General features: G+C 61.9%; 11 protein-coding genes. 3 read left to right on the forward strand and 8 right to left on the reverse strand.

The features are described 5' to 3' along the window. Nucleotides 1-3 precede the first annotated feature (3 nt). A complete protein-coding gene (locus AB4048_RS03300) occupies nt 4-1,314 on the reverse strand; it encodes an acyl-CoA dehydrogenase family protein (RefSeq protein ID WP_442200498.1) in 1,311 nt (436 codons plus the stop codon). A 19-nt stretch (nt 1,315-1,333) separates the two neighbouring features. Further along, nucleotides 1,334-2,383: a peptidase M29 gene (locus AB4048_RS03305; protein WP_442200499.1), complete on the reverse strand. Its 1,050-nt coding sequence runs from the start codon at nt 2,381-2,383 to the stop codon at nt 1,334-1,336. A gap of 288 nt (nt 2,384-2,671) precedes the next feature. On the opposite strand from AB4048_RS03305, the gene AB4048_RS03310 reads away from it, so the two are divergent. After that, on the forward strand, nt 2,672-3,052 hold the full coding sequence (locus AB4048_RS03310) for a hypothetical protein (protein WP_442200500.1): 381 nt from the start codon (nt 2,672-2,674) through the stop codon (nt 3,050-3,052). A gap of 89 nt (nt 3,053-3,141) precedes the next feature. Here the strand turns inward: AB4048_RS03310 and AB4048_RS03315 are convergent, their stop codons facing one another. The 6 genes from AB4048_RS03315 to AB4048_RS03340 all read right to left on the reverse strand — a co-directional run bounded on the left by AB4048_RS03315 (nt 3,142) and on the right by AB4048_RS03340 (nt 13,417). Continuing rightward, nucleotides 3,142-5,463, reverse strand: a complete 2,322-nt coding sequence (locus AB4048_RS03315) for a tetratricopeptide repeat protein (protein WP_442200501.1) — start codon at nt 5,461-5,463, stop codon at nt 3,142-3,144. Further along, nucleotides 5,460-6,500, reverse strand: coding sequence for a glycosyl hydrolase family 8 (locus AB4048_RS03320; protein WP_442200502.1), 1,041 nt, complete (start codon nt 6,498-6,500; stop codon nt 5,460-5,462). Before AB4048_RS03320 ends, AB4048_RS03315 begins: the two co-directional genes overlap by 4 nt. After that, complete coding sequence (locus AB4048_RS03325) at nt 6,500-8,914, reverse strand: cellulose biosynthesis cyclic di-GMP-binding regulatory protein BcsB (protein ID WP_442200503.1); 2,415 nt, start codon at nt 8,912-8,914, stop codon at nt 6,500-6,502. The genes AB4048_RS03320 and AB4048_RS03325 overlap by 1 nt, the downstream gene beginning before the upstream one ends. Beyond that, complete coding sequence (gene bcsA / locus AB4048_RS03330; protein WP_442200504.1) at nt 8,911-11,103, reverse strand: UDP-forming cellulose synthase catalytic subunit; 2,193 nt, start codon at nt 11,101-11,103, stop codon at nt 8,911-8,913. Before bcsA ends, AB4048_RS03325 begins: the two co-directional genes overlap by 4 nt. Nucleotides 11,104-11,204: 101 nt before the next feature. Continuing rightward, the gene (gene bcsN, locus AB4048_RS03335) at nt 11,205-12,044 is read right to left on the reverse strand and encodes a cellulose biosynthesis protein BcsN (RefSeq protein ID WP_442200505.1); all 840 of its coding nucleotides are present in this window, start codon (nt 12,042-12,044) and stop codon (nt 11,205-11,207) included. A gap of 395 nt (nt 12,045-12,439) precedes the next feature. Further along, nucleotides 12,440-13,417, reverse strand: coding sequence for a helix-turn-helix domain-containing protein (locus AB4048_RS03340; RefSeq protein WP_442200506.1), 978 nt, complete (start codon nt 13,415-13,417; stop codon nt 12,440-12,442). 178 nt (nt 13,418-13,595) lie between these two features. Here AB4048_RS03340 and AB4048_RS03345 point away from each other — a divergent pair, with 178 nt between their 5' ends. Then, complete coding sequence (locus tag AB4048_RS03345) at nt 13,596-14,138, forward strand: flavin reductase family protein (RefSeq protein WP_442200507.1); 543 nt, start codon at nt 13,596-13,598, stop codon at nt 14,136-14,138. A 29-nt stretch (nt 14,139-14,167) separates the two neighbouring features. Then, nucleotides 14,168-14,953 carry an SDR family oxidoreductase gene (locus AB4048_RS03350; RefSeq protein ID WP_442200508.1) on the forward strand — a complete coding sequence of 262 codons (786 nt, stop codon included), beginning with the start codon at nt 14,168-14,170 and terminating at the stop codon, nt 14,951-14,953. The last annotated feature ends 2 nt before the right edge of the window (nt 14,954-14,955 follow it).

Below are 14,955 nucleotides of genomic sequence, written 5' to 3' on the forward strand. Positions count from 1 at the left end.
GGCTTAGCGCAGCCCCTTGAGAGCGCCGGATTCGCCCCGCCAGAGCGAGGATCTCGCCCCGCCTTCGTCACCAGGCGCCTTGTCGATCTCGTCCATATCGTAGAGCGTCAGGACCGAGAGATAATCCTCCACGATCTCGGACGTGTAGGGCAGCATCAGCGCGCCGCAGCGGCTGTCGCGGTACATGCGTTCCAGCGGCAGGGATTTCAGCATCGACTGGCCGCCGCAGGTGCGGATGGCAAGCGCTGCGATCTCCTGCACGCCCTCCATGACATTGTACTGCGCGGCATACATGCGCATGACCTGTGCCTTGGACGGCAAGCCTTGTGCTTCCATGAACACCTGCCACCACAATGCGCGCATGGATGCGAGCTGGGCATACATCTTGCCGACGGTGATGCGCTTCGTGCCGAACATGCGGCGGTCGGCCGGCGGTTGCCCCGGTACCTCGCCACGCAGATAGGCGACGGTGAAGTCGAAGGCGCCCTGTGCGACGCCCATATAGGTGGGCGACAGGGTCGCCATCATGTGCGGCCAGTGCGGCAGCGTCTTGATGAAGATCCCGCGCGGCATCAGGAGGTCGTCGGCGGTGACGAAAACATCCTTGAGCACCAGGTCGCGGCTGTTGGTGCCGCGCATTCCGAGCGGATCCCAGCTGCCGGTGACGGAGAGGCCGGGGCTGTCCTTATGGACCACGAAGATCATCGTGTCCTCGTGGCGCGGCTCGACCCCTTCGAAACGCTCGGTGCAGACGATCGAATAGTAGTCGCAATAGCCGGCGAGCGAGGCGAACTTCTTGAAGCCGTTGATCATCCAGCCGCCGTCGACCTTCCGGCACGAGGTTTGCGCCGGCTTCGAGGTCCAGTTCTGGCCTGCTTCGGAAATCGGCTGGGAATAGATCCCCTGCTCTTTCACGGCGCGGCGGAACTGGCGCTCGCGAAGCGGCGCAAAAGCGTCGCGATCCTCGGGCGTCAGCGTCGGCAGATCGTACATGAAGCGCGACCACATCATCGACGAGTTGTGCATGTTGAAGGTGAGTGCGGTGGCGCCGCAATATTTGCCGATCTCAGCCCCAACCATCGCGTATTCGCCAAGGCTGAAACCGTGTCCGCCGAACTCCTTGGGCACGGTGAGCGTCAGGAAGCCTTCGGCGGCGAGGTCCTTGTAGTTCTCGACCGGAAAGGAGGCTTCGTCATCGATCGCCCGCGCCCGCGGTGCGAAGCGCTCGCGGCCAAGCTCGTTGATGCGAGTGAGCACGCTCAGCACCTCGGGCCGAATGCGCGAGAGGTCGTAGTAATCGCCGGGTTCGCTCATGGAATGTCCTTTCGTCAAATCAGAGAGCCAATTCGCCCTGGAGGCGGCCGTTCTTGACGACCGCGCGACCATCGAGGGCGATCGTGCAGTTGCGCATGGGCAAATCGAAATGTCCTTGGGTGAAGCGGCCCGCATATTGGTTGGCACCCGTAGACCAGAGGAAATTGCCGGCCCAGGCGCGGAATTCGACCGCCTGCATGTCGCGCTTGTCGTAGAGAGCGCCGGAGACCCAACGCGCCGCCGGGTTCATCCCCCAGCCGACATGCGAGAAGCCGTAGGCAAGCGGGTCTTCCCAGGCTTCCATGTAGTCGCGGAAGAGCTCGGCATCGAGCCCGTCGCCCTTGATGTCCGTGACGAAATCGTTCTCGACAGTGAAGTCGATGCGGCTGGTAAGGTAGCTTTTGAACGTGAGGTTCATATCGCCGACGTCCATCACGATGCGGCCGTTGACCGTCTTCGGTCCTGGAAAGGCAAGGCAGAGCCCGCCCGGCCAGTGAGCCACTGCCCCGGGCGTGGTGCCGAAACCGGGCGTGCCGCCGCAGGGCGCATCACGAAGGTCGATGACGAGGTCGGTGCCGGCGGCGGACGTCACCCGCATTTCCTTGGCTTCCCGCAGCATCTGGATGCCGAGCGCGACCTTGGGGCCAAGTTCGGCCTTGGGCTCGCAGCGTTCGAGGATTTCCGGATGCTCGTTGCAAATCACGAGGATGCGCGCGCCGGCCTCTTCGACTTCCGGCCATTCGGCGGCGTGGATCATGCCTTCGACGGTGCAGTCGACGATGATCTCGCACTGTTTCATCGCCTCGATGGCGGCGCGGTTGCCGTTGACCGCCAGAGACGTGCCGGTCGATTTCACCGGGACCGGAGCCGTCTGAGGCGGCGTCGGCATGGTGATCATGCAGTAGTCGGCACCGAGGTCATAGCAAGCAAGATCGGCAAGCTGCACCAGCACAGGGCGCGACTGGGTCTCGGCGACGATCGCCACCCGCGTGCCGCGGGTAATTCCATTCAGCGTGAAGACACGCCGGAAGCAGGCAAGCCACTTCCCTTCGATGCGCTCTTGCAGCATCGACCCCTCCCGTCCGATTGTTCGTTCCCCGGTAAATTTTCTTTACTCGTGAGTTAAGATTGTTGGGAGCGGGTCGATCTGTCAACGGGGTTTTTGACATAAATTAAACTTTAGTGATTTTAACCGGCATTTCCGCCAATTCGGCGCCGCGTCACGATGGCGAGGCCTCCCGGGCGAAAATTTCTCGGCGGCTCAGCCCATCTGGAAGAACATAATTCCAGCTACAACACCCCGCCCACTTGCCTTTGTCGGCATTGCTCTAAGTCCTCAGAAAGCCGACAGGAGGAGATGCCCTTGCGCAAAGGTCTAGTTTCACTTGCATTCATGCTGCTTCCCGCCACTGTCCTTGCACAGTCGCCGGACCTGGAAACGACCTGCCAGGCCGTCGCCAAGGGCTTCCTCCTTACGGATAAGCTTGCCATCGGCGTCGTTCAGTCCTTTCCGGAACTGAAGCCGCCTGGCGTGCGCATGACCTATTCAACCCGAGAGGGAGCGGCAAAGGCGGACATGACGGACACGTTCGAATGTGAGTTCGACAAGGCCGACAAGCCGCGCCACCTCGTGCGCTTCTGCGTGTCGACCACCTGCTATTCCCCGAGCGAAGACGACGCCGACCGCAAGCGGCGCTTCGAGGAAATGCGCATCCTTCTCGATCGGTCGCAAAAATGAAGCGGGAAAAGGGGCGCAGCTAGTTTGTTTTTACGCAATTCCGGACGGAAAACCGCGTCACACTTTTCCTGGTATTGCTTCTAGCTGGTCTAATGCGGCGGAGCGCGCTGTGCCTCGCGCGCGTCGGAAAGGCCGGTGATTGCCGCGTGGTTGCCGGTCGCGGCTGCGGCTTCGAAAATGCGTATTGCATCGGCAAAGCGCTTCAGTCCGAGATAAGCGTAGCCGCGCATCACCATCAGATCGACGCGCTCCGGCCGGATTTGAGCCAGCTGGTCGAGAAACTGGATGGATTCCCGAAAACGCTTGGCGGCAAAGGCGTTGGCGGCACGGTCGCTCAAGATGTTCGACTGCAACTCGAGAGAACGTTCGGCGCTGAGCGGCGCACGCGTGGCCGCGACCGCCGCCTGACTGGTGAGCCCGAGCCGAAGATAGGCCAGGCTCAGTCCATACGCCGCGTCTTGCCTCGCCTGCGCCTGCTCGCTGCGCAAGCCCACCTCGAAGGCTGCGGCCGCTTCGACGGGACGGTTGACTTCCATCAGACACCAACCGCGCGGCACTGCAACGGCTGGCGAGAGTTTTGCGGGATCGATGGTCTTGGCGCAGCCCGCGCCGGCACGCCCGCCTCCCCGCACAGGCGCCTGCACCCGTGGCTGAATGGGTCGAGCGTACGTCTGAACGTCCTGCCCCGGCGTCACTGCCACCTGCCCCCCGGGGGGGATGACCGGCAAGGTCTGGTTTGCACCGCCAAGAGGCGCCCTGCGGCCGCCTGCGCTCGGTTCGGTCTCTCCAAGCCGGGCAATGCGTTCGGACCGACCGGCCCATATCCGCTGCAGTTCGGCCACCCCTGCCTTGTCATTGAGTTGAGCGCGCGAAAGCACGAGGCCATAGGCCGACGGCTCGTCGTCAGGTTTCCAGCCGAGCGATGTCGCGAACCATTGCGCCGCCGTTTGGGGTTGATTGAGCCCACGGGCGTACCAACCGAATTGCTGTGCGGTCGATGGATCCTTTTCCTTCAGCACGACGGCGGCGATACGCTGCAGTATGTTCGGCTCGAGTTGCACTGGCGGATCGATCGCCAGCAGGTTCGCGGTCGCGGCAAGATAGGTCGCGGTTGCGTCTTTCGAGGCGTCGTGCCAGCGGTACATTACGTCCTCCGCCTCCTGCGGAGCGTCGCGGGCAATCAGCACCAGGGCAAGGCCCTGGGAGGCAGAGGCGCTGTCCTCCTTCGTGCGGGCGGCACGAAACCATTTTTCGGCCGTCGCCATGTCTTCCCGGCGCAGGTAATACCAACCAAGTAGCAACGCATCGGACGCCAGCCCCTGCGTCTCGGCAAGGCGCTCCTCGTGGTTGCGATAGTCCGGCGAGATCACCAAGTTCGGATCCGTGGTCGCATCGGAGATGAAGCGGCGGGCAAGGTCATCGCGAATGCTGTCAAACTCGCGTCCGCCTGCAGGCAAGGGTCTCTCCGCGGCAAGGAGTTCCTGCATGACCGGGTAAGGCAACAGCGCGGCCGCTTTTTGTATGGTGGCAAGTCGCTCAGGCGCGCCGTCGCAATTTTTCAGGACATAAAGATAGGCGTCGCGCGCCCGCGCTTGCCGATCGGTGTTCGCGAATGCCTCCGCCACGCGCCAAAGCACATCGACGTCGCTGCATGTAAGGAGACTCGGCGTTTCCGAGCCGAGACGGATCACCGTTTCGTATTGCTTGAGATCGGACGCATTGACGAGCCTGGCGCGGATCTCGGCGACGTTCAGGCGTTCGATCAGGTCCGCCGGCGGTTGCCACGCCGGCTCCACACCCTGACGATCGGCAATCGCCTTTCGCAATTCTGCGAAGCGTCCCTCGGAATAGAGTTGCCACATCGCTTCCAGGCGCTTGTCCTGGTTCAAGGGGACCGAAAGCGGATCGGCCGGTGGCGTCCAATAGGGATACAGCGCCTTCAGCCGCGAGATTTCCGCCTGCAAACGCGCCTTGTCGCCACGGCTTGCGAAATAGCGCAATGCGCTTTCGTCGACGTCCGGCTGCTGCGGGTTAGCGGCAGGCGGCGAAGCCTGGCTCGGCGGGGCGGCTGGTTGCGGGGCTATTGGTTGCGGAGCTACTGCCTGCGGCGCTGCCGGCTGCGGATTTGCAGGCGGGGTCGCCTGTGCGACTTGCATGGTGTCGGCTACGTCTGGCTCGTTTGCTTCCAATGCTGGCGTGCGCACCGTCTTCTGTACACCTGCTTCATCGTCCTGCGACGGGAGAGGTCCGTCGACACGGCCGAGACCCATCAATTGCGGATGGTCGACCGGCTCGCCGGCATGTGGAAAAAGCCTTTCGATCTGGCTGTCGATGCGATTGCGCTCGGTCAGAACAGCGACGACCGTGATGGCAACGCCTGTAGCCGCCAATGCTATGAAAATCGGTCTCATCGGCACTCCGGACGTTTTGCGGCGATATAGGCGAGCACCAGCAAGTGGAGCGTAGAAGGATAATAGACCGTAGGAAGGAACCGTCGCGCAAGAGCAGGAAGAGGCGTTCCATCGAGAACGCAGGCGACGAGGTGATTGATGGATTGATAACCTGGATCATCGAGGACCTTTTTGATGTCCCCTGTCGGCAGATCGACGATCGTGATGGAGCCTGCCGCATCGCTCATGCCTGACCGCAAGTCGGCAAGCAGCGCCCGATCCTCTATCCCGCCGCGTAGCAGGTATAGCGGGATGCGAAGCGCGTTGTAGGCGAACTCCGGTGCAAAGCCATCTGCGGGCTTCGGCGTGCCGGCTAGACTTACCCATTCCGCTGGAAGCTTTTTCGGGCCGAACCGCGCACGCTTCAGGAGAGAGTGACAACCGTCGCTGAGCGCCTGCCATTTTTCAGAAGGCACCACCTTGTTCAGCGCTGGAAATGCCTCGAAGACACAATAGGAGGGATTGACGACCGGGCCATCGGGGCGATCCTTCGCCGAGAAGCCGTCCACTCCGGGCAGCAACTGCGTTTCTCCGTCGTGAGCGATCACGGCCTTGTCGAGGACCGCTTGCGCGATCTTCCTCGCGGCATCCATATAGTCGTCGCGCTTCCACGCAGCGCCGGCCTCACTCAGGGCGTAAGCGATGAGGATATCGCCATCCGTTGCGTTGTTGATGTCGGTGATGCGCGGGGTCGCCGTGGGATTCCAGGTCCAGGCGGCAAGGCCGTCGTCACGAATGAGGAGTTCGGTCCGTGTAAACGACCAAATCTGCTCGAAGTCCGCTGGACGGTCGGCGAGAAATGCCAGAAGCAGGCCGTATCCCTGGCCCTCGCTATGGCTGATATTGTCGTTGGCATCATCGATGACCCGGCCGCTGCCGTCGATAAACCTATCGCGATAACTCTGCCAATCGGCAAGGTCGATCGTTGCGGCCGCAGCCGGACCGGCGCCGGCGACCAGCATCCAAAATCCTGTCATGAACCTCAGCGCCTTTCGCATCACTCCCGCCTTCCCAGGTTCGAAAGCAGCGCGGAGGTCGCAAGCCCGAGCAGAACGGAGGCGATCACGAACAGCACCGCATAGGAAAGAATATTGGTTGACAGCCAGTTGGCGGCTATCAGGCGGTAGTTGGTAAAAGACATCGGCTGCGTCGCCACGAAACGGAACCGGGTGACAGGTATCGTCTCTATCTTGTTCGTGCCTGTGGAGAAGGTGGTTATATGCCCCGCGATCTGCCGCCAGCGCTGGTGCTGAGTCATGGCGACGACGCTCTCCCTCAGATCGGTGCCCGTCGGCGCCGCTACCAACGTCCAACTGCCGACATCGTTCGGGCTTGTGCCCTGCGCGATCAGCAGCGTCGCCGAGTTGGACGGCATGAACGTCTCCTCGGCTTGCGGTGCAAAGCGTAGCGAACTCAAGGATATGTCGAAGTTGCGCTTCATCCAATCCTCAAAGACAGATATTTGGCCGCCCCACGCACCACCGCGCACGCGCGAGCGCCATTCTTCGAACGCTTCCTGCGTGTCGACTTCCTTGGATTGCCCCTCGACGGCGGGACGCCACTGCGCCTGAGCTCCCGTCGAGATATTGAGCTGGGACAAGACCGTTGGCGGCATTTGCGAAATGGCGCCGATGAAGACGGCATCGCGATCACCGATCGCAGCTGTTGATGCGACCACTTCAAGAGGGATCGTACGGGCCGATACGACAGCCAGCTTGCCAAGCGCGGTTGCGGCCGCCGACAGGGTATCCTCATCGTTCCTGTCGACAAACACCGGCAATGGCGTCGCGCGTGCGTAGGGATAGCCGGTCCCCACCGCTGCGGCGAGATTGGGGCGCTGGCCGACGCGTGCAAAGTTCGGCATGCGGAAAACGGAACTGTCGAACAGTGCGAAGCGCGGCTCCGCCGAAGCGGACGTCCCGGGCGCGCAAACGGCGTCCTCCTCGGTCCTGAGCACCGCCTCGAGCGCGATCGTATTCACGCCCGGAACGAAGTGGCGCAGCGTCACCCTGATCGGCAGGTGTCGAAAGATGCCGCCGCCCGGATTGCTGATCGGAACGGTCGAGGCGACGTTGCCGTTCACATATATGTCGATATGACTGCCGGGCAGCACGGTCCGGTCATAGGCTGCGTCCAGAAGGATCGTCGCTTCACCGTACGCCGTGGCGAAGAAGTCCGAGGGAACGCCAACGCGAAACTCCGTGTGGAAACGCCTCCCCGAGAACTGGGTCGTGCGAACCCCTAGCTGCGCGAGCGGGATGTCCGTCCTGCCGTAGACAAGCGGCGCGTCGGGCGCAGCCCAGCGCTGGGTCACCAAAACGTCACGGGTGACGTCCGGCGCGCGCTCGGTCGGAAGTGCCAAACCGTCAATCGCCGTCTCGACAGCCTGCCAGGACGGCCCGGTGATCAGCAGCAGCAGCGAGCCGGTGCGCGGGTCCTGCAGGAATTGTGTCAGCGGTGCCGTTTGAGCGACCGCGGGTAACGACGGGAGGATGGGTTGCACCTCCGCGGCGGTACCGACGAGCACCGTCAGCTTGCCCGGACTGCGCGCCGGAAGGGGTCCGCGGGAGAGGGAGAAGGACTGGTTCGGCATGCCGCTCAATACAGCGAGCCCCTGCGCCAGGCGCATGAGCGGCCTGGTCGTGCCGGGCTGCTCCATAGCCGGCGCAATAATGTTGAAGAGCGTGTTGCCCGTTTCGTCGACCCCTACCGCCCTTACGGCATCGGCACTCAAGAGCTTGACCGGATCGGCGCGGCCGAAATCGAGATAGGTTTGCGAGGGATCCACGTCGGTCCATAGCTCGTAGGTCGACTCGACGTTGCAGTCCGTGCGATGCCGCTGCTCAATCTCGAAGCTGATGCTGTTGGAACCGGCCTGCAGCAGACCGGGCGGAATCTCGAAACTCAATACAGTCAGCCGCTCAGGCGAACTGACCGCCGTCTGGCCGACGACGCGGTTGTTGAGCAGCACGGTCAGCTTGGATGATTCCGGCGCCACGACGACGGCATTGCGATAGGCCATATTGAGCCTGGCTGCGGCCGCTGCCTCCTCGGAGGTCAGATAGACGGACCACGTCCTGCGGTCGATCTCACCGCTAAGGCCGAATTCGGCGGCCGGTATCAGAAACCGGCGGTAGCCAACGGAGGCAACCGCCGGCGTGGAGACGGATGGGACCGCGGGTGCAGTCGTCTGGCCGGCTGGCGCGGCGGGCGGCGGTGCGGGCGCCTGCGGCGAAACAGGCGGAATGACTGCGGGTCCCGCAGCCGGTGCCGAGGGGTTGACGGGCATGGGCGCGGTTGGCGGAGCGGCTCCCGCCGGCCTTTCTCCCGACATATCGAAGGGAAGCGCCTGCGCCTGTATTGCGTTCGCAGTGAAAAGTCCAAGGACGAGGGCAAGCAGAAAAGCTCTCATTTGACCGACGCCCTCGCCGGCTCGCGCTGCTTTTCCGCCTTCGGCGCCAGGCTCCTGAATAGATAGATCAGACCACGATTGGTCTGGTAGAGGGAGAGGCCGATAAACCAGAGCGTGCCTTTGATCAGCCCCGGATTGCGTCGCCGCGCTCGCTGAAATTGCGTCCATTGCTCGGAATTGGCAAAAATCAGATCGGCGATCAGGCGATGGTCCAGGGCCGATGTAGGCACATAGGAAGAACCGACCGCAACGACGTCGCCGTCCACCCAGGAGTTGCGTACGATGATCCCAAGGGTTTCCTCGCTGCCGGTGCTGTAAGGGCGGAACCTGATCGCACCCTGCGTGCCGACGTCCACCGGATCGAAATTTTTCCCGAAGACGTGCACCTTCGCGCCATGGACGGAAACATCCTCGATCGAGGCCGGATACCATTTGCCGTCAACACCAAATTCGCACCGTCGGCTGATGCGCACGCGCCGCGACGACGACCGCTCTCCGCGCTCCGAGACCACGCCCAATGCGCAGCCGGCCATCAGCAGGTTGAACAGGGTCCAGCCTCCGACCACCAGTGTTACGTCGGCCTTGTAGGGTTCCGTGTAGACCCTGTAGATCGCCATGGCGACGCCGATCAGCAGAATGCCGAAGATCACGAAAAAGGGCCTGCTGATTTCCGAAAGCCGGCTGACGGCGATGGACTCGTCCTTGGCCGTCACCTTGAAGGTCGGCTTGCTGGGTTTCAATATGACCGAGATGACGGCGGGCAGCAGGTGGACGGTCTGTACATACTCGTAAAGCTCGGAAATCCACGGCCAGCGGAACGACCCGTAAAGGTAGTTCTGGATCATCATGTTCACGACCATGTAGGCCAGCGTATAGACCAGGAACTCGGCGCCCGACGAAACGAATATCTCCAGGTTGAAGAAGAGATAGAATAGCGGCGCGATCAGGAACATCGTTCGCGGGAAGGGAAACAGCCAGAAGAGCGTCGAGGACATGTAGCAAAGCCGCTGCGGCAGCGAGAGACCTCTCTTGAAGAGGGGAAAGCTGAAACGCATGATTTGCATCATGCCCTGCGCCCAGCGGCTGCGCTGCCCGATAAAGCTCGCGAAGGTGGCTGGCTGCAGTCCTGCGATCAGCGGCTTGTCCAGATAGAGGCTGTTCCAGCCGCGCGAGTGGAGCGCAATGGCGGTCTCGCAATCCTCGGTGATGCTGACGCCGGAAAAGCCATTGGTCTCCTCCAGCGCCTTGCGCCGCAACACGGCCGCCGATCCGCAGAAGAAGGACGCGTTCCACTTGTCGAGGCCGCGTTGAATAATGCCGTAGAACATCTCGTTCTCGCTCGGCATTTTTTCGAAGGTTTGAAGATTGCGCTCGACGGGGTCTGGATTGAGAAAGAAATGCGGGGTTTGAACCAGGAAGAGGCGCGGATCGTCATCGAAATAGCCGACCGTCTCCCTCAGAAAATCGCGTGCCGGCGCGTGATCGGCATCGAATATGGCGATCAATTGCCCCTTTGAATGCTGCATGCCGTTGTTGAGGTTGCCGGCCTTGGCATGCTCGTTGCGGTCACGCGTCAGATAGTGGACCCCAAGTTCCTTGCACAATTGCTTGAGCTGCTCGTGCCGCGCTGTGGCAACTTGCGCCTCGACGACCTTGGTGGAATTGCGCTTCTGCAGCGTACCGCCGTCGTCGAGCAGCCAGACGTCGACCTTGTCCTCGGGGTAGTCCATGCTTTTTGCCGCCGCCAGCGTGTTGGCAAGCAACTCCGGCTCCTCGTTGTAGGAAGGGACGAAGACGTCCACATGCGGCGTAGTCTGCTTGCTCGCGGACCGCGACGGCCGGGACGCCAGCGGCATGGCGACGACGAAGAGGCTGAAGGCGCCCATGAGCACGCTTTGCATCTCGGCAAGGTAGAGCAGAAAGCCGGGGATGAAGTTTGACAGCTGGTTTACGGGCGGCAGCGTGCTGGTCGTCCGCCAGTAGACGTAGCGCAGGATGATCGACGTGCCGAAGGCCAAGGCGATGAGCCGCCACCTTCCCTCGCCTTTGAAGAATCGGATGATCGACATGATGATGATCACCGTCACGCTGATGACCAGCTGGGTCTGAAGGTTCACCGGCAGTGTGAGGAGGGTCAGCACGCAGAGCGAGACGACAACCCAGACGACGATGGTGCGTATCTTCCGCATGACTGCCTCTCCATCGCGTCCGGCCTCTGGTGAGAAAGGACTGGTCCGCCCTCGCTCGCCGCAGCCGGTGTGTTGTCAAAAACGAATAGCCTTAAAACGGATCATTTGCATCCGCCTCCGACCGCTGCGACGCAATTGGGGGCGGGAACGATCGCGCTGTTGGGAGCGACCGCCGCGCCCCGCGTGGCGGCATTGCCGGCCGGCGCCAACGGAGACGGAACGATTGGCCCGACCGGAAGGAGCGCGGGCGCGGCTTCCACCGGTGCCCGTACGACGGGGCGCGCACGTGGCGCCGGCGCCACGTCCGGACCCGTCTGAAAGCTTGCCATCGGAGTGGTGCGACCAGCCGTAATTCCCGGATAGATCGGATTTCCTGCGCGACCCAGCGTCGGATCCACGGGAGGCGGCCCATCGAGCGGATTCCAGCCGGGCGCGGGGAAGGTGCCGACGATCGTAATGCCGTACATCAGGCCCAGCAGTTGCTCTTGCGTGGCATGCGCATCGCACACCCGCAGCCGCAATTGGATTGTCCCCCGATTGATGAACGCCGCCCGGGCGTTGGCGCTCGAACGGATCTGCTGCCAAGCGTAGAGACAGGTGTCGCCATATGCGCTCCGCCCGAACGCATAGCCAAACGGACCGTAGCTGTTCTGCACGAAATAGGCCGACCGCGCCATCGCGACGCCGGGCAGTTCGCGGCGCATGTCGGCATTGACGGTCTCGTCCCTCAGGGAGTTGTAGCCGAGCGACTTGCGGTCATCATACTCGAGCCCGACCGGCCCGAACATGGTGACGCGAAGCACGTTCTGCCCCGGCGCTCCGGCCGAGGTGAAGAGAAAGATCTCCTGGGTAACGGCGTTGCTGAAGTCGTGCTGGAGAACGCTGACAACCGCGGGACCACCTGGCGGAGGAACCACCAGCGCCGAATCGGCGGAGACCATCGCAGCCGGCCCGGGTACGCGCACGCCAGACCGAGAAGCGCAACTTGTGATCGCGCTCGCCAAACCCACGGCATAGCAAAGGCGAATGGCAACCTTGCCCGCCCATTTCCACTTCGCGCTGTTATCGACGACTCGGAGGCCGATTTGTCGAATCGGGGTTCTTCGGATCATAAGTTAGCAATAAGCAAATGCTTTGTTTGTGCAATTGGAAATCCGACGATAGCGGAATTGTCGCCTCTTCCAGGCGAATTTTTCTCTTTGCTTGCAGGGCGTGTCATTTGCCCTTGCAGTGACCTAGACCGTTTTGGTTTTTCTTCGAAACGCGTAAACGCTCTATCAGTTTATTTTTACGCAATTCCGGACGGAAAACCGCGTCACACTTTTCCTGAATTGCTCTAACGTCGGCGACGGAACGTTTGCGACGGAGCTTCGCCGTAGTGGTCGCGATATAGTGCGGCTGCCCGCCCAAGGTGACCGAATCCGGCGGCGAATACGGCGTCGCCTACGGACGCCGGTCCTTCCGGGTCGATGAGGCCGGCTCGAAGCCGCTCAAGCCGCGCGTTCTGTATCGCCTGCGACAAGGTCATTCCGCGTGTTCGTTTGTATGCATCCTGGAGCGAGCGCAGGCATGTGCCGGCGGCATTGGCGATTTCCCCCATCGTCAGCGGGTGTTCAGCGTTTTCGTCGATATAGGCTTCTGCGCGCCGCACTGCCGATGGTGCCGGTGCGCTCACCGGTTGATTGAGCAGGTGCGAGCCGCTGTGCTCGAACCCTGTCAGCAGCAACATCGTCAGTCCCTCGCGCAGAAGGACCTGGTAAGCCTCCGGCGTCTGGCTCTCCTCTTCCGCGGCAGCAAGGATGAGGTTCACGTGACGCGTCATCGATCGACCGACGACACCCGTGAGATCGATGCCGGTGCTGAATTCCACCTTCGCTTCGCAATGCGTCAGGCTTGAGAATTGCGCCTCGATCGCCTCCCGTTCGACGAGGACGATGATCTTCTCGCAGCCGGCATTCCATGTCATTCGCGTCGGCAGCGTCGGCGAAAGTATCGACCCTCTCAAGCCCGCGCTCGTTTCCGCAAGCGACGTGCCACAGCGGACCGCGGCGCCGCCGCTCACGGGAATCTGGATCAGGAAGAAGCGCGAAAGCTCGCCGGGATCGATTTCTACGGTCGAGCCGTAGCTCACATAGTTTACGGAATAGCCGTGCTGCCTGGACGAGTGATGAACGGCATGAAAATCCAAGGGGCGGCGGTCGGTCGGATTAAGGAAATGCGGGCAGAAAATTCGCCCGATCGCCTCACGCGCCTCATCGGGCGAGCAGGTGTCGACCGATTTGAATCGCGAAAGCGGCACTCCATAAGCTTGCATCAAAGCCGTCCTCCCCTGCTCCAGAGTTCTGGAGCCCAACGCCGAAGCGATCCCTCTGCCGAATTTGGACAATGGTGTTCGCAATCCGGATTGTTCCATTCAGTTTAAGCGATGAACATCCCACTCCGTCAAATGGAAAAGCAACTCGGACACTTTTGTTCGCGATGAGGAGGAACAAGTGAGCAAGGATGCCTTTCGTTCCGGCATGAGGAGGGTGTCTGGCGCGGTTACCGTCGTCACGACACGTGGTGTCAACGGCGAGCTGCGCGGCGTGACCGCTACCGCGGTCTGCTCGCTGACCGTGGATCCTCCCGCCGTGATCGCCTGCATAAACCGCGGGACCTGGGTCGGACAGCTCGCCCCGGAGAGCGGCGTCTTTTGCGTCAACGTCCTCTCTCTTGACCAGACACATGTGGCCGAAGCCTTTGCTGGCAGAACGGTTCATTCCGGAGAGGAGCGCTTCAAGATCGGGGAATGGAGCGACGAGGAGACCGGTGCGCCGGTCCTCAATCACGCCATCGCCAGCTTCGATTGCGAGCTGGACCAGGCGGTGGAATTCGCCACCCATGTTATCCTGATCGGCCATGTGAAGAAGACGGTGGTCGGCCCTGAGAATACAGAGCCACTCCTCTACGTCGACGGGAGCTTTACGACGACCGCCGCCTCGCCGGCGACGCCATTGCCGACGGTCGAGCCGGCAAGCCGGCCACTCAATACCTGATAATCACGAAACGAAGCAGAGGGAACGTCATGCGCGGTTTGGAAGGAAAGACAGCGATTATTGCCGGAGGTGCAACGCTGATCGGACAAGGTGTAGCGGAAACGTTGATCGGCTACGGCACGAAGGTGGTGATCGCCGATATCAACGAAGCGGACGGAGCGGCCGCCGCCGACCGGCTTGGAGACAAGGCCAGTTTCGTGCGCTGCGACCTCTCAAGCGACGAGGATATCGAGACGCTGGTGAGCAAAACGGTCGAAAAAACCGGCCGCCTGGATTTTCTCGTCAACGTGGCTTGTACCTACCTGGACAACGGCGCTGCGACCACCCGCGCCGATTGGCTGACAGCCTTCAACGTCAACGTCGTCGGCTCGGTGATGCTCATGCAGGCGGCACGACCGCATCTTGCAAAGAACAAGGGCGCCATCGTCAATTTCGGCTCGATATCGGCTCGCGTGGCGCAGACCGGCCGCTGGGTCTACCCGGTTTCGAAAGCGGCGATCCTGCAGCTCACCCGCAACCAGGCAATGGATCTTGCTCCCGACGGCATCCGGGTCAACGCGGTATCTCCGGGATGGACGTGGAGCAACATCATGGTTCAGCTGACCAACGACAACCGCGAGAAGACCGACAAGGTCGCTGCGCCCTTCCATCTACTGGGCCGCACCGGAGACGCTTCGGAGGTTGCCGAGACGATCGCCTTCCTGCTTTCCGACAACGCCAGCTTCATCACCGGCACCGATATCCGTGTCGATGGCGGGTACACGGCGATGGGGCCTGAGCGGGCGGAAGCGGCAATCCCACAACTGATGGAATAGCG

The sequence above is a fragment of the Rhizobium sp. RAF56 genome (genome assembly GCF_052113965.1).
GTDB lineage: Bacteria > Pseudomonadota > Alphaproteobacteria > Rhizobiales > Rhizobiaceae > Rhizobium.

Excerpts from the sequence above, each read along its gene's own strand:
- AB4048_RS03300 (WP_442200498.1), bottom strand. The coding sequence starts at position 1,314 with ATGAGCGAACCCGGCGATTACTACGACCTCTCGCGCATTCGGCCCGAG.
- AB4048_RS03305 (WP_442200499.1), bottom strand. The coding sequence starts at position 2,383 with ATGCTGCAAGAGCGCATCGAAGGGAAGTGGCTTGCCTGCTTCCGGCGT.
- AB4048_RS03310 (WP_442200500.1), top strand. The coding sequence starts at position 2,672 with ATGCCCTTGCGCAAAGGTCTAGTTTCACTTGCATTCATGCTGCTTCCC.
- AB4048_RS03315 (WP_442200501.1), bottom strand. The coding sequence starts at position 5,463 with ATGAGACCGATTTTCATAGCATTGGCGGCTACAGGCGTTGCCATCACG.
- AB4048_RS03320 (WP_442200502.1), bottom strand. The coding sequence starts at position 6,500 with ATGCGAAAGGCGCTGAGGTTCATGACAGGATTTTGGATGCTGGTCGCC.
- AB4048_RS03325 (WP_442200503.1), bottom strand. The coding sequence starts at position 8,914 with ATGAGAGCTTTTCTGCTTGCCCTCGTCCTTGGACTTTTCACTGCGAAC.
- bcsA (WP_442200504.1), bottom strand. The coding sequence starts at position 11,103 with ATGCGGAAGATACGCACCATCGTCGTCTGGGTTGTCGTCTCGCTCTGC.
- bcsN (WP_442200505.1), bottom strand. The coding sequence starts at position 12,044 with ATGGTCTCCGCCGATTCGGCGCTGGTGGTTCCTCCGCCAGGTGGTCCC.
- AB4048_RS03340 (WP_442200506.1), bottom strand. The coding sequence starts at position 13,417 with ATGCAAGCTTATGGAGTGCCGCTTTCGCGATTCAAATCGGTCGACACC.
- AB4048_RS03350 (WP_442200508.1), top strand. The coding sequence starts at position 14,168 with ATGCGCGGTTTGGAAGGAAAGACAGCGATTATTGCCGGAGGTGCAACG.